The organism is Bacillus sp. N447-1, from assembly GCF_022701035.1.
In the GTDB taxonomy this organism is placed as follows: domain Bacteria; phylum Bacillota; class Bacilli; order Bacillales; family Bacillaceae_G; genus Bacillus_A; species Bacillus_A cereus.
The window spans coordinates 2,401,287-2,426,140 of the sequence record NZ_CP065509.1; the positions used below are offsets into that span (position 1 = coordinate 2,401,287).

Sequence of the window (24,854 nt, forward strand, 5' to 3'; positions counted from 1 at the left end):
CCATCATTGTATGCTATCCTTAACAAAATGTAAACTCAACTTAACATTATTCTTACAAAAAAATCCAACTTTACGTATTGTAAAGTTGGATTACGTTTTAGTTTAAAATTGTAAGCTTAACATTTTTTCTGCCCCACTTACTAGACGAAGCTTTATCTGGCATTAAAACATCAATTTTGTGACCTTTAATCGCGCCACCAGTATCTGCTGCAATTGCTTCTCCGTATCCTTCAACATATACACGAGAACCTAATGGGATAACAGATGGGTCCACCGCAATCAACTTCATTCCTGGGTTTGCAGTTAGATTATAGCCTCCCCATGCAGAATATACTTGTTGACCTGGTGCATAGCCATTTTCACCTGGATCTGCTGTATAAGCTGTTGCATGTACATAAAGTTCTTTCCCACCAGCAGTTGGCTTAGAAGGTGGTTCAGGTTGTGCAGGTTTTGCAGGTTCTACCTTCGAATTATTATTAGCAACTGGTTCAGCTGGTTTATTAGCTTTTTCTTGCTTTTGCTTTTCAGCAATTTCCGCTTGTGCTTTCGCTAAAGCTTCTTGCTCTGCTTTTGCAGCCGCTTCTGCTTTTGCACGCTCTTCCGCCGCAATTCTTGCTGCTTCTTGTTCACGAGCAATTGTTTCTTGTACTGCCTTCATATTTGATTCAATTTTAGCTTTTTCTTCCGCTGCTAAATTAAGTTGACTTGCAACCTCATTATATTTAGCTTGAACTGTTTGTAAGTTATCTTGACGTTTTTTCAAGTTATCTTGCAGTTCAGCTTGCGCTTTTGCTAATTTTTGTTTGTCTACTACTAAAGATGCTTCTTTTTCGTCAATTGTTTTCTTATCTTCTTCAATTTGACGAAGATCTTGTTCTTGTAGACGTAAAATTTCTTTATCAGCTTCTAGAATAGTAGAAACTGCGTTCATACGTTGTAAGAAGTCTGCAAAGTTTTTTGACTCTACTACAACTTCTACTACTAAACTTGTATTTGAGCTGTTTTGAACAGAAACCATACGTTTTCTCATAATATCTTTACGAGCAAGGACTTTATCCTCTAAAACGACAATTTCTTCCTTTTTTTGTTCAATCTGCTTATGTGTTTCATCGATTTTACGTTGAATAGCAGCTTGATCCTCTTTATTTTTTGCAATTGTATTATTTAAATTATGTAGTTCGTTTTCGATACCTTTAATTTCTTTACTAACAGCTTGCTTCTCTTGCTCTTTCTTTTGCATTTCTGCATCGTTTTGTTGCAATTGCTGTTGCATGTTGTTAAGTTTCTCGTCGTTTGACTCTGCTTTAACAGCGACTGTACTAGAAAGACCGATAATTCCTGCTAATACTAGACAGCTGATTCGCTTAAAATAGTTCATAATCCGACTCCCTTCTTATACAGTTATACATGATTTATTTTACAGTTTGTTTACAAAACGATTAAATACAGTTTATTTTTCGTGACGAAAAAAAGAGAATTATGAATAAAATGTAATAGATTCTTAAATATTTAACAATTCCTATATTTAAAAAATACAAAAAATGCTAAAATCCAAATATAGAGAAAATATAACTTTCGAAGGCGGTTGAAATAAATACATGTTTACTCAAAAAAAATCACTCCAACATACAATTTCTCAATTAGAAGAGCGTATACAAGAATTAGAATTAGAATTAAAACAAAAAGATATTGAAAAACAAGAGACTATTTCTACTATCCACGATCGTGTACAAAGCGTTGTCCAAGAGCATCAACTTGTAAATAACCAACACAATACACTTCAAAGCTTAGTTCAACAATTAAGTTCATGTTTCGAAAATGTTTCAACACGTACGACACATTCCAATGAGTTAAATAATGAAATGTTACAAAAGGAACAAAGCTTAATTCAGTCTATTGCAGAAATTATTGACTGCTCTAATGAAGGAAAAGAATCCGTTCACCGCTTACTTATTGTAATTAATAAATTAGGTGAACAATCTCAACGCACGTCTAATAGTATGAATCATCTAAGCGAACGCTCAAAAGAAATCGAGCAAATTGTAGAAGTCATTCAAAACATTGCAGCACAAACAAATTTACTTGCTTTAAATGCGAGTATTGAAGCCGCGCGTGCTGGAGAGCATGGTAAGGGATTCGCTGTCGTTGCCAATGAAGTAAGAAAACTAGCGGAAAGTACAGCAGAAAGTACAAAAAACATCGGCAACTTAACGAAAAAAATTCAAGAAGAAATTGAAAAAGCATATGATAACACAAAAGATAATTTACATTTAGTTGATGAAGGTGTAGAAATGAGTGCCGATACAAATGCTAGAATTGAAAATATTTTAGTTATGATTCAAACGTTACAAAATGGTGCTACAAATGTTATTAAGGCTATCGAAAACCAAAAGTCTTGTAATGATGACATATTACGAGAATTCGCTAACACACAACAAATGTTCCAAAAATTAAATACTACTATTATGAATCATATTCATGATGCTGAAAAAGTCGATGTTCAATTGTCTAAAAGTCTTCAAGAAACAGTAACTTCTTAATTAAAAATAAAAATCCCTTATACTGCTATAAGGGATTTTTATTTTATTTTGAATATTTATTTCTTTTCAATATTCATCCATATCTTTGTTATAATGGAAAAGTTGTTTCTTTCAACTAATAAACAAGGAGGTTATTATGGAACAATTTTACTACGTTTTAAAATATTTAATTCTCGGTCTGTTCCAAGGACTAACAGAACCAATTCCGATTTCTTCAAGTGGTCATCTCGTTTTAGCACAACATTTGCTAGGACTAAAAATAGAAGGGTTTAGCTTCGAACTACTTGTTAATTCAGCTTCATTATTAGCTGTATTACTTATTTATAGAAATGATTTAATTCGTCTAACGAAGAATGGTCTCTCTTATATATTTACAAGAGCAGAAGACGCAAAATCAGATTTCTTCTTTATTATTTATCTTGTTATTGCAACCATTCCAGCAGGTGTTATTGGTGTTTTATTTAAAGATTACATCGATCAGTACTTAAAAGGTGTGAAGATGGTTGGGATTTCCCTTCTTATTACTGCTGTCGGCCTTTGGATTATTAGAAATTTACGCGGTCGTAAAAATGATGGCGACCTTTCTATGAAAGATGCAATCATCGTCGGATTAGCACAAGCTTGCGCACTGATTCCCGGAATAAGCCGATCTGGTGCCACAATCGTAGCAGCAATGTTACTTGGTATGAAGCAAGAAACAGCACTTCGCTTCTCATTCTTACTATACATTCCTGTTAGCTTAGGTGGCTTATTGTTAAGCATTACAGACATTGCAAATGATCCAAATCTAGACACATTATTCGTACCATATGTCGTTGCATTCATCGCAACATTTATCATGACGTATATTTCACTAAAATGGTTTATGAACATTATGGCAAAAGGAAATTTAAAATATTTCTCTTTCTATTGTATTATCGTAGGTGTACTTACTCTTATTTTCTTATAAAGTAAAACTTACAAATTGAAAGCGAGTCATCTAGTGTAATAGAATGACTCGCTTTTTATACCTCTATTAAGTTAAAATCTATTATTTACTTAGAATTTTCTGAATAGTATAATATTATTTAAGTTTACTATTACAGTAATTCTATCTTTCCTACTATTATCGTAAAAGAGGTGTTTATATGTTTATAGTTACTAAACTCATTCACATTAAGTACGAATATGAAAATGAGCTACTTTATGGGCTTAAACAATATTATCCTTCCCCTGGAACGAACGGTTGTATTAACATAGAGTTTTCACATGTTCATCGTACAAATGATAAGGCAGAATATATGATTCGTCTGTTATGGAAAACACAACAAGATTACCATACATGGCTTTCTCAAAGAGAAGGCCATGTAACTTTGAAGCACAAAATACAAGGCTATATACTTTCTTCCAAATCAAATGCTACCTATGTGCATTAACCCTTCTCTTTTTATTCCTTACGAGGGGCAAAATGATAAAGTGAAACTTTAATCCTCACCAATTGTGCTTCCCACAAATAGCGGGATAAAGAGCCCTCTTACTTTTCATACTGTAAGAGGGCTTCTCTTATGCATACACTTTCTTCTCTTGACAATACAAACGAATAACATGTTTATTTTGTTGAAATACATCATGCGTCAGACGAATAATAATAAAGTTTCTTTTTGTTTGATCATCATGAACAAAAATCTGTTCTCCCTCCTGAAAACGCCATGCACTTTCAAAAGTCGTAATATGATCCCCACTTACAGAAAAAAGTTCATATCGCATCTCTTGTACCCTCTCTCAACTTACATAATCATAATATCCTCATATTAAATTTATTATAACTTAATTCCTATAAAATTAGTAATTATTTCTATTTCGAAAGATTTTAACTTTGTATTTAAATATTTTTAGCGCTATAATGATAAACGAATTTTCATTGAAAGGAGTTTTACTTTGACTGCATATTTATTTCCAGTAAAAACAGCATTTATTTTATTCCCCTTTTTAGCAATGTTTCTTTTAATCCCTTTTTTAATATTTAATTATCGAAAATACGGTTATTTAAATAAATGGCGCTCATTTATTTTATACTCATTATTACTTTACTTATTAAATGCCTATTTTCTTGTTATTTTGCCGTTACCACAAACGTTTGATACTTGTAGCCTACAACCAGCTAATACACAACACATGCAACTCTCACCATTTTATTTCATACAAGAGATTAGTAGTCATACATCGGCAGTTTTAACGAAACCAGCTACTTATTTCTACTTATTAAAAGAGTCTGCGTTTTTACAAGTTGCATTTAATGTTCTATTAACTGTTCCATTCGGTATTTACTTACGTTATTATTTCCGACGTAGTTTCTTACAAACAATTTGCATTTCCTTTTTCCTTTCACTATTTTTCGAGCTAACACAAGTGACTGGATTATACGGTATATACAATTGTGCATACCGATTATTTGATATCGATGATTTGTTTTTAAATACATTAGGTGGCGTAATTGGTTTTATCATTGCACCAATATTTACGTACTTCCTTCCGAAGACAAACGAGTTAGATAGTCATATTGATTTGGAAACGAAACCAGTCGGATTCATTCGTCGCCTTATCGCGATGCAAATTGATTGGATTTTCTTATCTATCGTTGTACCTGTCGTTAAAAACAAAGGAAATTCTTTCTTCGTTTCTAATATGCAATCTTACACGAATATGTATGAACTCATTTTCATTACGTGTTCAATCCTTATTTATTTTATTCTTATTCCATACTTTACAAATGGAAAAACAATTGGGAAAGCATTGCTTCGCATTCATCTGAAAGGAAAATCAGATCGTATTACATTAAAAGAACTATTTATTCGCTACGGTATATTTTATTTTGCGTTAGGCGGAATCAATTATATTCTTTCTAGTAGCTTTATGTTAAATCATACAGAACCTTTAGTATTACTCGTTACATTGTTATTCCTATTTATCATTAACGGCCTATTCATTATTCATGTTTTACTGCATGTATTTAGCCGTGATAAACTACTATTTTATGAACATATTAGTCATACAAGAAATGCAATTACACTAAAAAAAGCTGACAAATAATTATTTGTCAGCTTTTTTATATACATAATGTGAAAATTTAATCAGTGGGGGTCTTACTGCCCGGCAAATAGCGGGATAAATAACTTTTCTGCATAAGGATTAAAAAACATTCCAAGTTCATCTAGAGACTCCCTCGCCTGTAAAAACGAATGAAACTCTGGATATATATCTTGTAATTGCTCATACGATAATGTATGCATTTTCCCCCAATGCGGACGCCCTTCATACTTCAGAAAAATTTTTTCCACTTCGCCAAAGTAAGCAGCATATTTCATACCTTTATACATATGAACAGCGATATACGCTGAATCTCTTCCATAGGCTGGACTAAGCCATATATCATCACCTTTCACATAGCGGCATTCGATCGGGAAGTGCACCTTATACTTTTTCTTTTCAATAAGATTTGAGATTTCTTCTACAACCGTCCTCATATACTTTGAAGGAATGCTATACTCCATTTCATAAAATGGTACCGTACGTGATGTAGCAAATACTTCATAGCTCGGGCCAATTATTTTTGTGTTTGGTACAGCTTTAGCTGATAATCGACTCACTCCTTTACTTATAGAAGGAAACCATTTACACCCTTTAGATAGTAAAGAGAACATCCTATTTTCAAGTAACTCCACCTTTAATTTATGCCATTTCAAATCACTGCCTGTATTCGTTGTTTCGTTCGTAAGTTTTACTTGTACTTCATCAGAATAAGGAAAAACGAAAAATTCAAAATGACGATGCTTCTTATATTCTTCTAGTTTGTTCATTACAGTGGATAATGACTGTTTTTCACTTTCATAAACGAGTGAATACGCTGGAATAACCTTTAATTTTATCTTTACAATGATACCTAACATTCCAAGTGACAACTGAAACGCTCTCCAATATTCTACGTTCTCAGTTTCCGAACAAACTATACTCTCACCATTAGATAAAACTGCCGTAATCTCTATAACTTGTGTTGATAAACTCCCAAAGGTAATACCCGTTCCATGAGTCCCCGTACTAATCGCTCCTGCAATAGATTGTGAATCAATATCCCCTAAATTTTCTTGCGCATAGCCTTTTTCCTCAAGTAACTTCCCTAAATCATATAACTTTGTTCCTGCCCACACTTCAGCGACCATCTTCTCTTCATCAATATTCACAATGCCCTTCAATTCATCTAAAGAAACTAAAACTTCTTCGGTTTGCACAAGGGGTGTAAACGAGTGTCCTGAACCAACAACACGAATTTTCCGCCCCTTTTTTCGTGCAAGCCCCACTACTTCTACTACATCTTGTATACTTTCTGGATACATCGTATAATGCGGCGTTCCTTCTACATTCCCTGTCCAATTCCTCCACTTTTGTCCCTTTATAGAAAGCATTGGCCATCCCCCCGATATGTTGAATACTCCCCAACAATCTCTCCTTTTTTAACACGATACAAAAAAGGAAAGCGTTCACATAATTCACCAGCCTTACTATGACGAAACAAAATGGACTCTCCTATATCCACTCGTTCCTCGCCGCTATAAAAAATTGGCGTTTGTACCTCGCCAGCACCTTCTAAAGCTAATAGTTTTGCACCCTTCGGTCTCCAAACTTCAGGCTCTTTATCTTTTCCAACTGCTCCTGAAGCAATATATCCACCACCTAGGCAAGTGTAAATAAACGGGACTGGTTTACGCACAACTGGTAAAGCAAATCCGACCGCTGGATGAAATTTCACCTCTTTATAATAATCAAACAGCTTCGGAGAATAAAAAGCAGAACCTATTGTAATCTCTGAAACTGAATTATCTTTCTCAGTTGTTTTTATGCTTCCTGTTCCGCCTCCATTTACAAACCTTAGCTCAATACCAAGTTTTTGTATTGCTTTTACAATATGTTCTCTTCTTTCTCTCACTTCTAGCACTGATTTCTGCTTTAAATACGAAATCACTTTACTTTTCAGCCATTGATTCGGTATATGGTCTCCCACCCCAGCAATTTGAGCTTCATAACCCATCACACCATCTAACATTAAATATGATGACCTTCTCACCTTTTCTACTACTTTCAACGCATCCTGCACATTTTTTACTGGGGATCTTTGTACACCAAAATGAAATTGAAAGAAACGACTACTCATATCAATATCCAAACAAACACGAAAACATCCTTTAGATTTCTCAGCAATTTTTTCTAAATACACAATATGCTCTTCACAATCCACCATACAAGTTATAATGAAACCTTTCTTTGTTAGCAAACTAATTTCACACAAAGCTCTTTCATCATAAGCAGGATATCCGAGCAATAAATCATTAAATCCTTGTTCTATTAAAAATAAAACCTCTCTAGGTGAAAAGCACATAATACCTTGAAATCGATCATTTGCAGCTAAAATCTTTTGCATAATCGGAACAGAACGTAACGATTTACTCGCTATACGAATCTTCTTATTTCCACTTAACTCTATAATCGATTGAATATTTCTATCTAAAGCCACTTCATCCAAAAATGCACACGGTAATGGAACTTCTTTAAAAATTCCTCGATCCACATTTTTCTCTCCTCTTTTCAATATGTCTTATACATATTGGAAAGAAAGTATGATTTTCCTGTTTGCAAATAAAAAAAGTTTCTTCTTTACGAAGAAACTTTTTGAAACTACTTCATAGAAATAGTCGCCTCTACTGGATAATGATCAGAGTAATCATTATACGTATATTTTTGGAACCATGATGTAACAGTCCATTGTGGAGATTTCGGCTGTAACACCTTATTCTCTATATACGATGGGTTCGCATGGTCTTTGCTTGCAATAATATAATCTAAATATTCGGCAGGACTATCAGGGAAATTATATTTTGCAATACTGTTTGTCGTTGCATCCCAAGTCGCTGTATGTCCAGTATAAGATGGTACAGAAGCGTTCAATGTTTTAAACATAGATGCATACTCTGAATCATTATTGTTCTCTGCATTTATCTTATTTACGTTCATATCACCACCAATTAACACATACTCATTATTTGGTATATTTTTATTTTTAATAAAATCTTGAATTTCTTTTAATTGGCTCGTACGTACAGATGCTGGTGAAGTTTTTCCGCACATACTATCTTCAGCCTGCAAATGCGTCCCAATCACGTGAACGAAACGATCATTTTTCTTAATTTTCGTGTATACAAATCCTTTATTCGATAAATTATCTGGCCCGCATCCTTTTGCAAATACATATTGAATCTTTTCAGCGATTGGCCATTTGCTCACAATCGCAACGCCACCATCTTCAGGAGTTGAAGATGAATAGTTTCCTAACGTTTTATCCCATTCACTTCCACTACTACGACCTAATACTGCTGTTTGATTTGGATATTCTTTCTTCAAATTCCCTAATAAACGATCTGAAGCGCTATTATCAAACACTTCATTTAATATAACTACATCTTGATTCTTTATATAATCTGCCGCCCCGATTAAATCAGCACGCTCAGTTTGTCCCCAGTTCGGATATAAGTTTGTTGATAGCATATATACATTATGCGTCATCACTTTTAATGTATCATTTTGATTTGTAGACACTTCTGCTTGAGCTGACGTTCCGCTATATAAAGCTCCTAAACCAACACCTAAGCTAAGTACACCTTTTAGCAATTTACCTTTCACGTTTCATACCTCCATGTATTATATAGTGATAAAAAGGCCAAATACTCTATTCTGAGATTTGACCTTTTTTAAATACTTAACGATTTCCGTACGTATCAAACCAAAGCTGAATATATCCAGCAGTAACACGTTGTGCATCCATTAAACGCTTACCTGTCATTGGTGTAACTTCAGCGCGCCATTTATCTGCATATTCTTGTGATACAGCAGCTCTCACGAACCAATCTTTCGTATTATCATTTACAATGCCAGCGTAATCTTGTTTCGCAACTACTGCCGCTCCATGAATCCAATCTTCTGGATTCGTACCTTTCCAGTTCCAATATCCATTTCCATCCGTTACTTTATAATTATCTTTTATCGTATCTACAAAGTTTTCATATTTAGAATGGAATCCTTGTGGATACGATAGATTCGTAAAGTTTGCCGCATGCATCGGTTGGTTTACATCCCCTAAATAATGAAGAGATAATCCTAAATAGAAGAACGCTTGTTTCATATCTTTATTTTTATAAGACTCACCAGCTAATTTAAAATATTTAGCTCCTGTTTCCTTTGCTTGCTTTGCATACGGAATATAAGTTTTCCCATTGTCAGGGTCATAGAAATGTGAAGCAAATGTGCTATTATCATAATAAGGATTTTCATAGTCAGCAGCATAAATACCGTTCTCTAACTCCGTACGCCATTCATTTAATAGTGCAACTCGATCTTGTTTTACAAGTGTTGTATTACGAGACATAATATCAATTGCACGGTTTACAATCCATAAATGAGAATTCACGCCTTCTTTATGTTTATCTTCAGCAGACCAGCGCGGAATAACTCCAAATCTCTGTCCCCCATCATTTTCATGAGCAAATGCAACACTTTGTAATGGAGCAACTAATGTAATAGCTGCCGCTAAAGCAAGTACTTTCTTTTTCATATAAAATCCTCCATTTTATAATTGAATTATTGTAAACATTTTGTTAGGATCCTATGATGTCGTCCGGTTAACCTATGACTAGAATATCCCACCTTTCATGAAATTTCTATCAATAAATTAAAATATGCAAATGTTCATATTATTATAACTTTATACACAGTGAATATAATGAATGAATACACTTTCATTTTAATAAACTATTATTAAGGCTTGTCTAAACTAATGTAAAAAAAAAGTAAAGCATCTGAATGCTTTACTCTTTTTTTCTATTCGATAATATACTTGGCAATTGTACATTAACTGCTAACTTATGAATAAATCCAAACACTAGTCCAATCCCAATAAATATGTATAAGATTGTAAATATCTTTCCGAAATCAGTTTGCGGACTAAAATTCCCATCACCGACAGTCGTCAACGTGACCACACTAAAATATAAAGCGTCAATAGGACGTAATCCTTCAACTGTACTATAAAAAATCGTACCCGATATTAAAGTCAAAATTGTTAATACAAATAATACTTGAAATTCTTTATCTTTCCACGCTCGTAAACAGGCTCTTAACATTCGCTTTAAAGTTAACAAAAATGAAAGCATTAGATTCTCCCTTCCAAACAAAAATACATTGAGTCAAAGGAAAGTCTATCACCTTTCAGTATAGAAAAAAAGTAGCCCTCTTCTATTTCTAGAAAAGGGCTACTTTTTTCGATTCTATCTTATTTAGGTGAAACAAGAATTTTCACTTGTGTTTTATCTTTTACAAGTGCTTCAAATCCTTCTTCAACAACTTGATCCACTGTAATTTTTTTCGTAATTAATTTCTCTGCTTGAATTTGACCGGAGCTAATCAATTTAATAACAGCTGGGAAGATGTGACGGTATCCTAAAATACCAATAACTTCTTTTTCTTTTAATACTAAGTTATTTGGAGTAATTGTTGCGTCTTTTTCCCATACACTAACAATTACAGTTTGTCCTTCGAAGCTTGTACTTTCAATCGCTTGGCGTAGTACAACTTCAACACCTGTTACTTCAAAGCTAACATTTACACCTAAACCATTTGTTAAGTTACGAATTTCAGCTAACACATCTTGAGTTGCTGGATTTAATACATAATCCGCACCTGCTAATTTCGCTAACTCTTGACGTTCTTTAGAAAGTTCAACTGCAATAACAGGAGTTGCTCCTGCTGCTTTAGCTGCTTGGATAACAAGAAGTCCAATTGGACCGCAACCAAATACAGCTACAGCTTCCCCTTCTTTTAATTTACTTTGACGTACTGCATGAACTGCTACTGCTGCTGGTTCTACAAGCGCACCTTGTTCATACGTCATTTCATCTGGAATGTGATGAACCATATCTTCTGGTACTACTGTATATTCAGAGAAACCGCCGCCTTCTCCGCCAAGACCGTGGAAAACAAGTTGTTCACAAACATTGTAATGTCCATGTTTACAAGCTTCACATTTACCACAAGAATAAATTGGCTCTACAACAACGCGGTCTCCCACTTTATGAGATGTAACTCCTTCACCAATCTCTATTACCTCACCACTAAACTCATGACCTAAAATAACAGGTGCTTTCACATGTGTTAATGGATGTTCTTCTGTTGGAATAAAAATAGGCCCTGCTAAATATTCATGCAAGTCTGTCCCACAAATACCACACCATTTAACTTTGATTTTCACTGTTCCTGGTTTTACTGTTGGTTCTGGTACTTCTTCTACTCGTACATCACGTTGATTATGCCAAAGTAGTGCTTTCATTTTATACATCCCTCTCTATGTATATACTTAACCTGGTGAAGTTTACAATTCTATTATAATACTTCTATCCATATATTTCAAAAAAACAATCACATCCCCACTAATTTTTTACAAATAACGTTCAATATTTTGTCACTTTGTACTTTTTTCCACATCTGTTAATTCAATTTCATTGCAGGTGAAATTAGCATTGTGCCATAATAGCATAGGAGAGGTGAATATCGCTTGAAATATTTTATTTACTTTATCGTTATCGTGGCATTTTTAGATACATTTTCACAATTACCTATTATGAGTACTTTCGCTCAAAGCCTTGGAGGAACTCCTCTTATTATCGGGCTAGTTGTCGGTATGTACTCATTCGCTAATATGATCGGTAATATTATTGCTGGAGCCGCTGTCGATAAATTTGGTGCAAAAAAAATCCTTTATATAAGCATGGGAATTACGAGTTTCATAGTCTTGTTATACACCGTTGTTCAAAGTGGTGAACAACTATTAGTTGTGCGCTTTATGCATGGATTTAGTGATGGCTTTTTAATTCCTGCTGCCTTTACATTTTTATCAAAACAAACAAATGCAAAAAGACAAGGAAAAGCAATGGCTCTATCTGGTGCTGCTGTTGGAACAGCCGCAATCGTAGGACCTGCTTTCAGCGGTATTATGAAAGCAACAGCTGGCGTAGAGTGGGTCTTCATTACTATTTCTATTTTAATGGCTCTTGGTACGATCGTATCTCTATTCTTCTTACCAAATAACGTATCAAGAAAAGATACATCAAGAACACAAATGATGAACAAAGAAGATATGGTTGAACTTTTAAAATCAGAACCGTTATTACAAGCATATATTGGTGCTTTCACATTAATGTTTTCACAAGGAATTGTCACTTATATGTTACCAGTAAAAGTTGAGGCATTAGCGCTTAAAGCATCTACAACAGGCATGATGTTAAGTGTATTTGGTATAACTGCTATCCTCTTCTTCTTGCTTCCAACAAATCGTATTTATGATCGATTTAATCGTTCGAAACTAATGCTAATCGGAATTGCAGTTATGGCATTCGCATTATCTTTACTCGGATTATTTGCTACAAAAGGTATGCTCTTTATCGTAATGATGATTTATGGAATTGGATTCGCAATCCTCTTTCCGTCTATTAACGCTTTACTTGTTGAAAATACTACAGACGATAATCGCGGAAAGGCATTCGGATTATTTTATGCCTTCTTCTCATTAGGAGTTGTTGCTGGCTCCTTTACAGTCGGCGCAATCGGAGCATCACCTAGCATCAGCTTCATTATCGGGACAGCATTTTTATTAACATTTGCTGGGATGATTTATGTAAGAAGCAAAGTAAAAAAGACAATGATGGGATAATCCATCGTTGTCTTTTTTAAAATGCATATTTATATAATCCATAATACAATGGAAGCGTTGGAATAATGCCAATTAATTTAAATATAAAAGGTAATGGCTCATCTCGCTCTTCATATAAACGAAAAACAAAAACTGCAGTTAAAGTCCAACTGACGCTAAACAAGAAGATACATTTCCAAACAATCGAGGTTAATATTTGTATATCAAATACAAAACCAAAGAGCCCTATCGAATAGAACTCTTTTTGCCCAATATATTACTTTTGTGTATAACCAAATAACAATGTAAATAAATTGAGCCGTAAAGGCAATAATACATCTCTTCTTTTAAACAGAAAGTTTATAAATACTGACGATACTTCGACAATTTCCTCGGAAATATTTCCTTTCCCCACATAATTTGATACAGTACACATGAATAAACACTTGTATTACATAAAGTGAAACTTTAATCAGTGGGGGTTTTGTTCCTCCCCACTGATTATTAGTTGAACCAATCGGGCTTTTACGGGCAGTTGATCTCCCAACTAACTTCTTTACTTCCACTGAATTTTGAGGTGGGGATCTTACTGACCGTTAATGCGGGATAAACTAAAATAATAACTTACTGTACAAATTAAAAAGCACACTCTTCATATGAAGAATGTGCTTTTATGTTATTAACGTTTAATCCAAACAGCGCCTGCCGATTTATCTTCTGCCTGTCCAACAACTTGGAATTTAAGTCCAAGGTTTGGAACTTTTCTTCCTGCGTCTGCAATTTGCTTGTTACTATATACTTTTGAATCATCAAAAGTTGTAACACCTTGTAATCCAGAATAGTTAAACTGACCACGTGTTAATGAATTTACACTCCATGCTGGTGTTTTATCAAATGAAAATGCTGCATCTGCAATTTGCATGCCTGTATTACCGTATGCTGGTTTTCCGTTTAAATTACCAACTAGCGCTTCTGGATGAGAATCTACAACACCAAGGAATCCTTCACCTGGATGCACCCCAACCCAGTTATCTTTGAAACTATCATCTGCATACCAAACGACAAGACCTGTATTATACACTGGACCTTTTCCTGCTTTTAAACCATTATCTGATCCCGCATAATTTCTCCACTCTAAGTAGTAATAATGAGCTTTCTTCTCTGTCCCATCAGAAACAACAAAACCATTTAAATTCATTTTAGACTGTCCTTCTGCATCATCAAAAAATACAACTTGTCCATCAACAGTTACATTTACATTGTCTATCGCAAAACCTTTATATGTTACAGCCGGATCTGTAATATAGTCGAATTGTAGTTTCACTTTTTTGCCTTTAAATTGACTTAAATCATATGATTTATCAATCCATTTCCCATCTGTTGTATCTTTATCTCCTTGGACTACTTTTTCCCCAAGTCTATCAATTAATGTTTTCGTTCCATCTTCTGTTACTACATGTACTTCGACGAAATCGCACTCTGCTTCTAACTCATAATTTGCTTTATAATCGAATTTTGCATTTGTTCCCTTTGTTAAATCAAAGAATGGTGTCTCTAACGTTGTATGCATATCATCGCCTCTTGTACTATAATATGCATGCTTTCCAAACTCCGGTTTAATCGTTTCAACACTTTTACCTGGTAAGTTAACACGTACAACGCCTGGACGATTTGATTTCGTAACACTTTGATCAATATAGGTAGGAACTCCCACACCACTCTTAATTTTATCGTAATCTACTTCTAATATTTTTGCCCAGTTACCACCCATATTCTTTTGTAAGAAGTCTTTATTTTGTGGTGAAAAACTAGTCGGCTCTGTTCCTGCGATTTTCCCTGTCCAACTACCTCCACTCATTAATGACCAAGCTTCGACTGGTGAACCATTTCCAGTATATTTCGTGTCATATTCATCTGGTAATCCAAGATCATGTCCAAATTCATGTGCAAACACACCTACAGCTCCATCTTCTGGTTCAATTGTGTAATCATGTGCTGCTACTTTACCACCAAAGTAATCTACCTTTGATTTCGTACCTTCAATCGCTACTGGATCTACTGCTAATTTTGAACGATGTGACCAGATCGCATCATCACCTAATTTACCGCCACCAGCTTCTTGCCCAACACCAGCATGGATTACCATTAAATGATCAATTACACCGTCAGGTTCATTTTGATTCCCGTCCCCGTTTGTATCATATCTATCAAATTGATCAAACTGAGATAAATCTAGTCCTTTCTCAGCAGCTGCATGCAAAGCTTCTTTCACTAAATCACGTGCACCCTTTGGACCTTTATTATCGTGACCACTGCTACCATCAGCTCCATAATCAGATGCTTTTCCTGGAACAGTTAGCCACTCCGTTACATATCCATCTGTCGTATAACTACCACCAGACTGCTCTTCATAGTATTGTTTAAACGTTTTTACTTTTGAACCATCAAATAAAGTATACGGCTCATTACCGAACAACATCTTTTGATAATGTTCTCTACTAAAGTCTTCCGAATACATATAACCTGGTGTTTGATCAATATTATTATGTTTATAATCACTAAATTCAACGAGTAACACTAATACTTTATCCGATCGAACAGGTCCCTTATATGGAGCTTGCTTTGCTTTTGAAGTTGGAACTTGCCCATTCAATTGCTTTTTATTTGGTTCTGGCTTTTGCTCAAGGCTAACATTTTTTTCAGCCTTTTTTACATTTTCCTTTTCTTCCATCTTTTTCTCTTTTACTTTTTTTGTGAAATCAGATGTTTCTTGTGAGTGAGCATCTGGAAGAATTTCTTTATTCGCCTGATCTCCTTGTTTCTTTTCAATATATTGCTCAACAGCTTTTTTCGTCTCTTCTTTAGAAGATGCTGGATTAATTGTTCCTCTTTCTTTCAGAGCTTCCGCTAAACGATCTTCTTGAATTAAATTGTAATCAATTGGTGTTGTAGATACACTATCTTTCTCTTTTGCTACCGTTTCTGCATATGCTAACGGAGCACTCATTACAGATGTACATCCGATAATTGCCGCAATTGCTAATGATGACAACACTTTAAATGGTGCTTTTCTTCTCATTCCATTTCTCCCCTTTATAAAACTTAAAATTCAGATAAATCGGTGCATTTTTGTCCAAATCTCTGTTTACTACCCTCCCTATATAAAAAGACATAATTCTATAAACATTAAGCTTTTTGTTATAGAATCATGCCCTCCAGTTTTCTGGTCAGACCCTCTATCTTTTTATCTCTTGGTTCAATTAATAATCAGTGGGGGGATGAACAAAGCCCCCACTGATTAAAGTTTCACTTTATGTCGAAATATTAAAAATAAAGAGTTATGTGATATATATTAAATATCTTATATAACAAATTTAAAAGACAATATGCAAAATTGCATGAAAATTCTTTTAAATAAAAAAGAATCCTAGTCAATTAAACTAGGATTCTTGCTTTTCTATTATTTCTCTTGTGTTTTTTCCCAATCAGCTAAGAATTTCTCAATTCCTTGATCTGTTAATGGGTGCTTCACTAATGAAGCAATTACGTTTGCTGGGATTGTTGCAATATGTGCACCGTTTAATGCTGCGTCAGTTACGTGAACGCTGTGACGTACAGATGCTGCGATGATTTCTGTTTCGATACCATGAATTGCAAAGATTTCTGCGATTTGACGAATTAAATCCATACCGTTATGACCGATATCATCTAAACGACCTAAGAATGGTGAAACGTACGTTGCACCAGCACGAGCAGCAAGTAATGCTTGAACTGCTGAGAATACTAATGTAACGTTTGTACGAATTCCTAAATCAGAGAACGCTTTTACTGCTTTTAAACCTTCTGTTGTCATTGGAACTTTTACAACAACGTTTGGAGCAATCTTCGCTAATTCTTTTCCTTCTTCAATCATTTTATCAGCTTCTAAGCTAATTACTTCTGCACTTACAGGTCCTTCTACAACGTTGCAAATTTCACGAATGCGCTCGTGGAAATCTACGCCTTCTTTTGCTACAAGTGATGGATTTGTCGTTACTCCAGCTAATACGCCTAATTCATTTGCCTCTTTAATTTCGTTAATGTTTGCTGTATCAATAAAGAATTTCATTTGTTGTTCTTCCTTCCTAATTTTCATTTTATATTTATTTATTTTTCTTAATAAGCTCTAATTCAATCGGAATAGATTTGTCCACTTTTTTACCTTGTGTTATCTCTTTTGCTGTTTGCATCGCCTTCTCTCCGATTAATTCTGGTTTTTGAGCGACTGTTGCAGCCATACGCCCATCGTTAACCGCTTTCACAGCATCTTCTGTTGCATCAAATCCAACAACTACTACATCTGTTTTTCCAGCAGACTTCAATGCTTCAAGTGCACCTAATGCCATCTCGTCGTTATGAGCAAACACGGCTTTAATATCGCTATTTGCTTGCAAAATGTTTTCCATAACAGATAATCCTTTCGCTCTATCAAAATCAGCCGCTTGTTTGGCAACTACTTTTAAAGACTTATCGGCTACGTTATGGAATCCTTTCCCACGTTCACGAGCAGCAGACGATCCAGGGATTCCTTCTAACTCAGCAACGTTTGCTCCTTCGCCGACTAATTCACGAATGTAATCACTAGCCATTTGACCACCTTCGATATTATTAGATGCAATGTGAGAAACAACCTTACCTGAATTCGCAACGCGGTCTACTGTAATAACAGGAACATTTGCTGCGTTTGCTGCACTTACTGCTGAAGCAACAGCATCTGAATCAGTCGGATTAATAACAACTACATCGACACCCTTTTGAATTAAATCTTCAACATCGTTCGTTTGCTTTGCTGCATCATTTTGCGCATCAACAGCAATCAATTCGATGCCACTATCTTTCGCTTTCTTTTCTGCCCCCTTTTTCAAAGTTACAAAGAAGGGATTATTTAAAGTTGAAACAGAGAATCCAACTTTAATAGTTTTATTTCGACCTTTATCGCTAGAATCCTTTGCCCATTCTGGCGGTTCCATTGAACAACCAGCAGTAATGACCATAATACATGCAACGAGTATAAGTAACCATTTCTTCATGAACTGTCCCTCCATTACGCTTCTTTTCTACGATCAATTAATACAGCTAATAAGATTACAAGTCCTTTTACAACTTGTTGGAAGAAAGAAGATACACCTAATAAATTTAAACCGTTATTTAGTACACCGATAATAAGTACACCGATGAATGTACCAACAATCCATCCTCTTCCCCCAGAAAGACTTGTTCCACCTAATACAACTGCTGCAATTGCATCTAATTCATAAGAAGTACCTGCAGTCGGCTGTGCAGAATCTAATCGTGATGTTAAGACAATACCTGCAAGCGCTGCCAAAATTCCGGAAAGACCGTAAATCATTACGTTAATTCTCGTAACATTAATACCTGATAGTGCTGCTGCTTCTTCATTTCCACCAATTGCAAATGTACGGCGACCAAATGTCGTTTTCTTCAAAATGAAGTACAGTACTGCGAAAGCGATCATCATTGTAACAGCTGGTACCGGAATACCAAGAAAATAACCGCGGCCAAACATTTGGAACATTAAATGATCACCAAGACCAGTGATCGGACGTCCGTCCATATAAACAAGCGTCAACCCACGAAAAATAGTCATTGTTGCTAAAGTTGCAATAAATGGAGCTACTTTTCCTTTCGCAATGATGATACCGTTTACAATTCCCATTACAAGACCTGCTAATAGTCCAACTGCCATTGCAAGGAACGGATCCATGCCACTTGCCATCATTCCAGCAACAAGTGCACTTGATAATGCTAAAATAGAACCTACCGATAAGTCAATACCCCCTGTTAAAATTACGAAGGTCATTCCAAATGCAATAAGCGCATTAATCGATACTTGACGCAGTATATTAAATAAATTTGGAATTTCAATGAACGCTGGATTTAAAGCTGTAATTACGACGATAATTAATACTAAACCGATTAAAGAACCGAGTTGTTGTAATACATTCCCCTTCTTAGCCATCCTTACTCTCCCCCTGTAGCTAGTGCCATAATAGACTCTTGTGATGCCTCATCTTTCCCTAAAATTCCGCCGACTTTTCCTTCATGAATAACAAGAACTCGATCACTCATCCCTAAAACTTCCGGAAGCTCAGATGATACCATAATAACGGCATCGCCTTGCTCTGTAAGCTTATTCATAATAGAGTAAATTTCTTTTTTCGCTCCAACATCAACACCTCTTGTTGGCTCATCTAAAATGAGTAATTGTGGATGAATGCCTAGCCATTTTGCGATTACAATCTTTTGCTGATTTCCACCAGAAAGAGATTTCACTGCCTGCTCCCCGCTAGATGCTTTCACATTAAGAAGCTTCATCATATCCTCTGTAAACTGTTGTTCTAGCTCATTGCTTAGAACACTTCCCTTTGAAAGATTTTCTAAATTCGGTAAAGCTAAATTTTCTCGAATTGAAAAATCTAACACTAATCCTTCAGACTTTCTATCTTCTGTAATGAAAGCAATTCTTTGTCTAATTGCATCTATTGGACTATCAATCTTTACTTCTTGTCCATTTATAAAAATTTGTCCAGAGTCTAAAGGTTCATAACCAAATATCGCTTTCATAATATCAGTGCGACCAGCCCCCATCAAACCAGCTACACCAAGGATTTCACCTTTCCTCACTTGAAACGAAACATTTTCAAATTTCCCTTTCTTCGTTCCATTACGCATTTCAAAAATGACATCACCAATTTGACTATTTCGCTCTGGGTAACGTTCACCAATGCTGCGCCCCACCATCATACTCACTACTTCATCAAATGATGTTTCTGGAATTAATCTCTTTCCCACGTATTCTCCATCACGCAAAATCGTAATAGCATCACATATTGAGAAAATCTCTTCCATACGATGCGAAATGTACACGAATGAAACACCTTCTTTACGTAACTTATTGATTACTGTAAAGAGCGTTTCGATTTCACGATCCGTCAGTGCCGCAGTAGGTTCATCCATAATAATAACGCTCGCGTTTGTCATTAATGCTTTCGCAATTTCGATAATTTGCTGTTGTCCAACCGATAATTCCTCTGCTAACATAGCGCCTCTTACATGCAGCCCTAGCTCTGCTAGTTGCTGCTGCGCAATCGCGTTCATTTGTCGAGTGCGTAAAATACCTGTTTTCCCATACATTAACTCTTTACCGAGAAACATATTTTCAGCTACTGTTAAATTCGGCAATATGTTTAGTTCTTGATGTATAAATGCGATGCCGTACTCTTCAGCTTCTTTCGCATTTTTAAAGGTGCGCTCTTGCCCATCAATCTTGATTGTCCCACCATCTTTTTTGTATACACCTGTTAAAATCTTCATGAGCGTTGATTTACCCGCTCCATTTTCCCCCATCAATGCATGGACTTCTCCTGTTTCAATCATAAACTGTGCATTCTTCAAAACAGGATTGCCATTGAACGCCTTTGAAATGTTTTTCATTTCAATATGCATTCCCATCACTTCCCTTTATTAAAAAATCACGCCTGCATGTAAAATTACATTTGCATAAGGCGTAGCCTCGCCTGTACGAATAATTGCCTTCGCTTTCTTTGTATGCTCTTTAAATTGTTCATGAGATACATACTCAAATGCTGGCTCTATTAATTTCTGTTCGATCTCTTTATTTACTTCCGCATTATTTATAATGACTTCTTCTGCTAACGTCACTTTTTCGATTGCCATATCATCAGCTACAACTTGTAACACCTCTAAAAAACTCGGTTTTCCAATCTCAACAGCTAAATCAATTCGTTTTACTCCGTCAGGAATTGGTAAACCGCAATCAGCAATTACAACCGTATCTGTATGCCCAAGTGAAGCAAGGACTGCCGCGATTTCACTGTTTAATACACCATGCTTTTTCATCCAACAATCACCTGCACTTCACGTACTCGATCTCTCGTTGGCATACCGCCCTGTGCCCCAAGTTTCGTTACAGAAAGACCACCGGCAATATTCGCGAAACGAATTGCTTTTTGAAGTGTCTCTCCTTCAGAAAGTGCAACTGCTAACGCACCATTAAATGTATCACCAGCTCCAGTTGTATCCACTACATCAACAGCAATGCTAGGAACATGTACAATCTCTGTTCCATTATGGAAACGAACACCGTTAGAACCTTCTGTCATCAATAATTTATTTGGATACTTCGCCAATAAATCTTCAATTGGTGATGTAAAATCATCTAATACGATGCGGCACTCATGTTCATTTGGCGTAATATAAGTTGCTTTTTCTAAAATTTCTTCTGATAAAACTTGTGCTGGCGCTGGATTCAACATAACAGGAATATTATGTTCCTCACAAATAGCCAATACATATTTTACTGTTTCAAGTGGAATTTCTAGTTGAAGAACAACCATATCCGCTTTTACAAGAAGGTCTTTGGAGCGATCTACAACTGACTTATTTACAAGAGCATTTGCCCCTTGTACGACAACAATACTGTTATCTTCTTCTGCTAAAACGATATGAGCAATTCCTGTCGTTCTATCTGTAACCGGTACCACATAATCGATAAAAATGCGTTCGTTCTCTAAATTTTTTCTAACTACTGTTCCATAATCATCATTTCCTACCGCTCCAACCATTGCTACATTTGCTCCTAACCTAGCTGCAGCAACTGCTTGGTTTGCCCCTTTCCCTCCTGGGATTGTATGAAACGCTTCACCAATTACTGTTTCTCCTGCTTTCGGCCGTTTTTTTGAAACAGCCACTAAGTCCATTGAAATGCTTCCTACTACTGCAATATTTGGCATCTGTTTCATCTCCTTACTTCGTTGTATTTCGTTCTATAATTTCAATTGGCAAACGATAGTGTTTCTCTTCTAATGTATTCCCTTCCATTTGCTCTAACAACAACTCTGTTGCAATTTTCCCCATTTCATATATCGGTTGTGCAACTGTTGTAATAGATGGATACATCATTTCCGTTAAAGAAATGCCATCAAATCCGATAATTTGTAAATCATCTGGAATGGCAATCCCCTTTTGAAGTGCAGCCTTTACAATACCAATCGCAATTAAATCATTCCCAGCAACAATACCATCAATATGCGGGTATTCTTCTAATAATTCCATCGCTACACGCTCACTATTTGCTGGCTCAAACGTACTCTCCGCAATCATATACGAAAGATTATTTTGCGTAATAACGTCTACAAAACCTTCAAAACGTTCATTTGCAGTACTCACATCACGTGGTCCGCGAATATGTGCAATATGTTTACATCCTTTATCTAGTAACAACTTTGTCGCAGCCTGACTTCCTGCATAGTTATCTGCATATACAGTAGGAATACGCTCATTAAACATACGGTCAATCGCAACAACCGGAACAGATAAATTCATGTAATTAACACTATTTTGTGGATTCGTTGCTACAATAAATCCATCTACATTATTTTGTCTAAGTACATCAATGTATTGTTTCTCTTTTTCTAAACTTTCATCAGAGTTACAAAGAACAACTGTGTAACCTTGTTTATGTGCTACATCTTCTACGGCACGTGCAACTTCTGGAAAGAACGGATTCACGATATTCGGAACAACTAAGCCAATTAAACGAGACTTTTTATTATACAGTGAACGCGCTACTGTACTAGGCTTATAATCTAACATCTCTATTGCACGCTCTACCTTTTTTAATGTATCTTCATGAACATATCCATTTTTATTTAGAACTCTGGAAACGGTCGCAACAGATACTCCCGCTAATTTCGCAACGTCTTTAATCGTACTCATTCTCTTTTCTCCTCATTTCATGTAACCGTTTACAGAAAATAATATAACGTATTTCTAAAAATACGTCAATCATTTCTCACTAAAAAGCTTTTAAGGTTATACTCAAAAAAGCACCGCCATAAGGCGATGCTTCTTCATTACGAGTATGATACAGTTTTTTCTTTTTCTTCAACAGCAGGCTCTTCAGCATCTTTTTTACGATCTGATAGTTTAATTTTTTGTAAGAAAATCGTAAAGATGGCACCTACTACGATAAATACTAATCCTGTTAAGAATACAGTATGAAGCGAGTCTACTAAAGAGTTTTTCAAAATAGGTACAATGCTGTTAGCAAACGCTTCTGGCATTTGTTTTAATGCCTCTGGGCTAAATAGCATCGAATATAAACCTTGTGGATCTGTGTGAATCATATCTTTAAATTTCGTTACCATTTGTCCCGCTTCTTTCGGGAATGTATCTAATACAGGTACTAATTTATTTGTTAATGTTGTACCTGAAGTGTTATTCATAATTGATCCTAAAATTGTAATACCAAATGTTCCACCAATTTGACGGAAGAACTGACTTGATGACGTTACGACACCAAGGTCTTTTTTCGGGAAGCTTTCTTGTAACGCTAATGTTAATGTCGGCATTACAAGACCCATTCCTAAACCGATAACCATCATATAAGAAGTAGCTGTAAGCTTCGTTGTGTGCATATCCATCGTTGTTAATAACCAAAAACCACCGGCCATAATAAGCATACCTGCGATAATTTGTGGTTTTACACCAACTTTTAATACAAGTTGCCCACCGATAATACTCATTACAATCATTGTAATCATCATTGGAGTCATAATTGTTCCTGATTCAGCAGCACTTACTCCTACAATACCTTGCATGAAGAATGGTACGAACATAATCGCGCCGAACATTCCAATACTCATAAAGAATCCAATCGCATTCAGTATTGTAAATGTGCGATTTTTAAAGAAATGCATTGGTAAAATCGGCTCTTCAGCTTTCGTTTCAACAATAACAAAGCTAACGATACCAATTACAGCTAGTGCGAATAAACCGATAATTTGCCAAGAATCCCATGCATAATCTTTTCCGCCAAACGTTAGCGCAAGTAATAAACTTACAACACCTAGAATCATCGTAAAGATTCCAGCGATATCAATTTTAATTGGTCCTGTTTGTTTATGTGATTTTAATCCCATTGCAATAAAGATTGTTGCTAAAATACCAACCGGTAAGTTAATGTAGAATACCCATCTCCAGTTCACTGCATCTACAATCCAACCACCAACTTGCGGTCCAATTACAGAAGCAAGACCGTATAACGCACCAAAAATACCTTGCCATTTCGCACGTTCTTTTCCCGTGAACATATCTCCAATAATAATCATAGCCATTGGCATCATAATACCGCCACCAAGACCTTGAATACCACGGAAAATAATTAATTCTGTCATACCATTCGCCATACCACATAACGCCGAACCAATCATGAAAATAACTAGCCCTGTTATATATACGTTACGACGACCAAGTAAATCCGCTAATTTACCTGCAATTGGTACAACTGTCGTTGATGTTAACATATAAGCTGTCGTTAACCATGTCATTAAACTTAATCCGCCTAGGTCACCGACGATACGTGGCATTGCTGTACCAACAATTGTTCCATCTAATGCAGCAAATAGCATCGCGATTACTAAACCGATTAACAACAACTTTCTATTTTGATTTTCTTGTTGCTCCAT

At 35.6% G+C, this 24,854-nt stretch carries 22 protein-coding genes and 1 pseudogene; 5 read left to right on the forward strand and 18 right to left on the reverse strand.

What is annotated here, in order from left to right; translation table 11 throughout:
- Positions 1-97: 97 nt before the first annotated feature.
- Positions 98-1,378 (reverse strand): 3D domain-containing protein, encoded by a 1,281-nt coding sequence (locus IQ781_RS12185; protein ID WP_050292883.1) that lies wholly within the window; start codon positions 1,376-1,378, stop codon positions 98-100.
- A 484-nt stretch (positions 1,379-1,862) separates the two neighbouring features.
- Here IQ781_RS12185 and IQ781_RS12190 point away from each other — a divergent pair, with 484 nt between their 5' ends.
- From IQ781_RS12190 to IQ781_RS12200, 3 genes are all read left to right on the forward strand, one after another.
- Positions 1,863-2,540, forward strand: coding sequence for a methyl-accepting chemotaxis protein (locus tag IQ781_RS12190; RefSeq protein ID WP_000939456.1), 678 nt, complete (start codon positions 1,863-1,865; stop codon positions 2,538-2,540).
- Positions 2,541-2,676: 136 nt separating this feature from the next.
- Positions 2,677-3,489, forward strand: coding sequence for an undecaprenyl-diphosphate phosphatase (locus IQ781_RS12195; protein ID WP_000434794.1), 813 nt, complete (start codon positions 2,677-2,679; stop codon positions 3,487-3,489).
- Between the two features lie 178 nt (positions 3,490-3,667).
- Entirely contained in the window at positions 3,668-3,955 is a 288-nt protein-coding gene (locus IQ781_RS12200) for a hypothetical protein (protein ID WP_000471238.1), read from the forward strand.
- Positions 3,956-4,082: 127 nt separating this feature from the next.
- Here IQ781_RS12200 and IQ781_RS12205 read toward each other — a convergent pair whose 3' ends face one another.
- Positions 4,083-4,286, reverse strand: a complete 204-nt coding sequence (locus tag IQ781_RS12205) for a hypothetical protein (protein WP_001268332.1) — start codon at positions 4,284-4,286, stop codon at positions 4,083-4,085.
- 171 nt (positions 4,287-4,457) lie between these two features.
- Between IQ781_RS12205 and IQ781_RS12210 the strand changes: the two genes are divergently transcribed.
- Complete coding sequence (locus IQ781_RS12210) at positions 4,458-5,609, forward strand: VanZ family protein (RefSeq protein WP_139847067.1); 1,152 nt, start codon at positions 4,458-4,460, stop codon at positions 5,607-5,609.
- A gap of 53 nt (positions 5,610-5,662) precedes the next feature.
- Here IQ781_RS12210 and IQ781_RS12215 read toward each other — a convergent pair whose 3' ends face one another.
- From IQ781_RS12215 to bdhA, 6 genes are all read right to left on the reverse strand, one after another.
- Positions 5,663-6,979 (reverse strand): D-arabinono-1,4-lactone oxidase, encoded by a 1,317-nt coding sequence (locus tag IQ781_RS12215; protein WP_065212084.1) that lies wholly within the window; start codon positions 6,977-6,979, stop codon positions 5,663-5,665.
- Entirely contained in the window at positions 6,967-8,139 is a 1,173-nt protein-coding gene (locus IQ781_RS12220; RefSeq protein WP_139847068.1) for an amino acid deaminase/aldolase, read from the reverse strand. The genes IQ781_RS12215 and IQ781_RS12220 overlap by 13 nt, the downstream gene beginning before the upstream one ends.
- A gap of 107 nt (positions 8,140-8,246) precedes the next feature.
- On the reverse strand, positions 8,247-9,248 hold the full coding sequence (gene sph / locus IQ781_RS12225; protein ID WP_139847069.1) for a sphingomyelinase C: 1,002 nt from the start codon (positions 9,246-9,248) through the stop codon (positions 8,247-8,249).
- 76 nt (positions 9,249-9,324) lie between these two features.
- Positions 9,325-10,176, reverse strand: coding sequence for a phospholipase CerA (cerA, locus tag IQ781_RS12230; protein WP_000730997.1), 852 nt, complete (start codon positions 10,174-10,176; stop codon positions 9,325-9,327).
- A 253-nt stretch (positions 10,177-10,429) separates the two neighbouring features.
- The gene (locus IQ781_RS12235) at positions 10,430-10,774 is read right to left on the reverse strand and encodes a potassium channel family protein (protein WP_000948210.1); all 345 of its coding nucleotides are present in this window, start codon (positions 10,772-10,774) and stop codon (positions 10,430-10,432) included.
- A gap of 119 nt (positions 10,775-10,893) precedes the next feature.
- Positions 10,894-11,946, reverse strand: a complete 1,053-nt coding sequence (gene bdhA, locus IQ781_RS12240; protein ID WP_000645827.1) for a (R,R)-butanediol dehydrogenase — start codon at positions 11,944-11,946, stop codon at positions 10,894-10,896.
- Positions 11,947-12,171: 225 nt separating this feature from the next.
- On the opposite strand from bdhA, the gene IQ781_RS12245 reads away from it, so the two are divergent.
- Positions 12,172-13,326: an MFS transporter gene (locus IQ781_RS12245; protein WP_000873271.1), complete on the forward strand. Its 1,155-nt coding sequence runs from the start codon at positions 12,172-12,174 to the stop codon at positions 13,324-13,326.
- 16 nt (positions 13,327-13,342) lie between these two features.
- On the opposite strand, the pseudogene IQ781_RS12250 reads toward IQ781_RS12245, so the two are convergent.
- The 10 genes and pseudogenes from IQ781_RS12250 to IQ781_RS12295 all read right to left on the reverse strand — a co-directional run.
- A pseudogene (locus tag IQ781_RS12250) lies at positions 13,343-13,555 on the reverse strand (hypothetical protein); the annotation flags it as partial.
- Between the two features lie 429 nt (positions 13,556-13,984).
- Positions 13,985-16,384, reverse strand: a complete 2,400-nt coding sequence (gene inhA2, locus IQ781_RS12255; RefSeq protein WP_139847070.1) for a M6 family metalloprotease immune inhibitor InhA2 — start codon at positions 16,382-16,384, stop codon at positions 13,985-13,987.
- Positions 16,385-16,765: 381 nt separating this feature from the next.
- Complete coding sequence (fsa, locus tag IQ781_RS12260; protein WP_000667670.1) at positions 16,766-17,413, reverse strand: fructose-6-phosphate aldolase; 648 nt, start codon at positions 17,411-17,413, stop codon at positions 16,766-16,768.
- A gap of 34 nt (positions 17,414-17,447) precedes the next feature.
- A complete protein-coding gene (gene rbsB / locus IQ781_RS12265; protein WP_000758976.1) occupies positions 17,448-18,374 on the reverse strand; it encodes a ribose ABC transporter substrate-binding protein RbsB in 927 nt (308 codons plus the stop codon).
- Positions 18,375-18,388: 14 nt separating this feature from the next.
- Positions 18,389-19,324 (reverse strand): ABC transporter permease subunit, encoded by a 936-nt coding sequence (locus IQ781_RS12270; RefSeq protein WP_139847071.1) that lies wholly within the window; start codon positions 19,322-19,324, stop codon positions 18,389-18,391.
- A 2-nt stretch (positions 19,325-19,326) separates the two neighbouring features.
- Positions 19,327-20,811, reverse strand: coding sequence for a ribose ABC transporter ATP-binding protein RbsA (gene rbsA / locus IQ781_RS12275; RefSeq protein WP_000546778.1), 1,485 nt, complete (start codon positions 20,809-20,811; stop codon positions 19,327-19,329).
- Positions 20,812-20,829: 18 nt separating this feature from the next.
- Complete coding sequence (gene rbsD / locus IQ781_RS12280; protein WP_000716151.1) at positions 20,830-21,225, reverse strand: D-ribose pyranase; 396 nt, start codon at positions 21,223-21,225, stop codon at positions 20,830-20,832.
- Positions 21,222-22,118: a ribokinase gene (gene rbsK, locus IQ781_RS12285; protein WP_001132865.1), complete on the reverse strand. Its 897-nt coding sequence runs from the start codon at positions 22,116-22,118 to the stop codon at positions 21,222-21,224. The genes rbsD and rbsK overlap by 4 nt, the downstream gene beginning before the upstream one ends.
- A gap of 13 nt (positions 22,119-22,131) precedes the next feature.
- The gene (gene rbsR / locus IQ781_RS12290; protein ID WP_000104051.1) at positions 22,132-23,103 is read right to left on the reverse strand and encodes a ribose operon transcriptional repressor RbsR; all 972 of its coding nucleotides are present in this window, start codon (positions 23,101-23,103) and stop codon (positions 22,132-22,134) included.
- Between the two features lie 137 nt (positions 23,104-23,240).
- Positions 23,241-24,854: an MDR family MFS transporter gene (locus IQ781_RS12295; RefSeq protein ID WP_000437647.1), complete on the reverse strand. Its 1,614-nt coding sequence runs from the start codon at positions 24,852-24,854 to the stop codon at positions 23,241-23,243.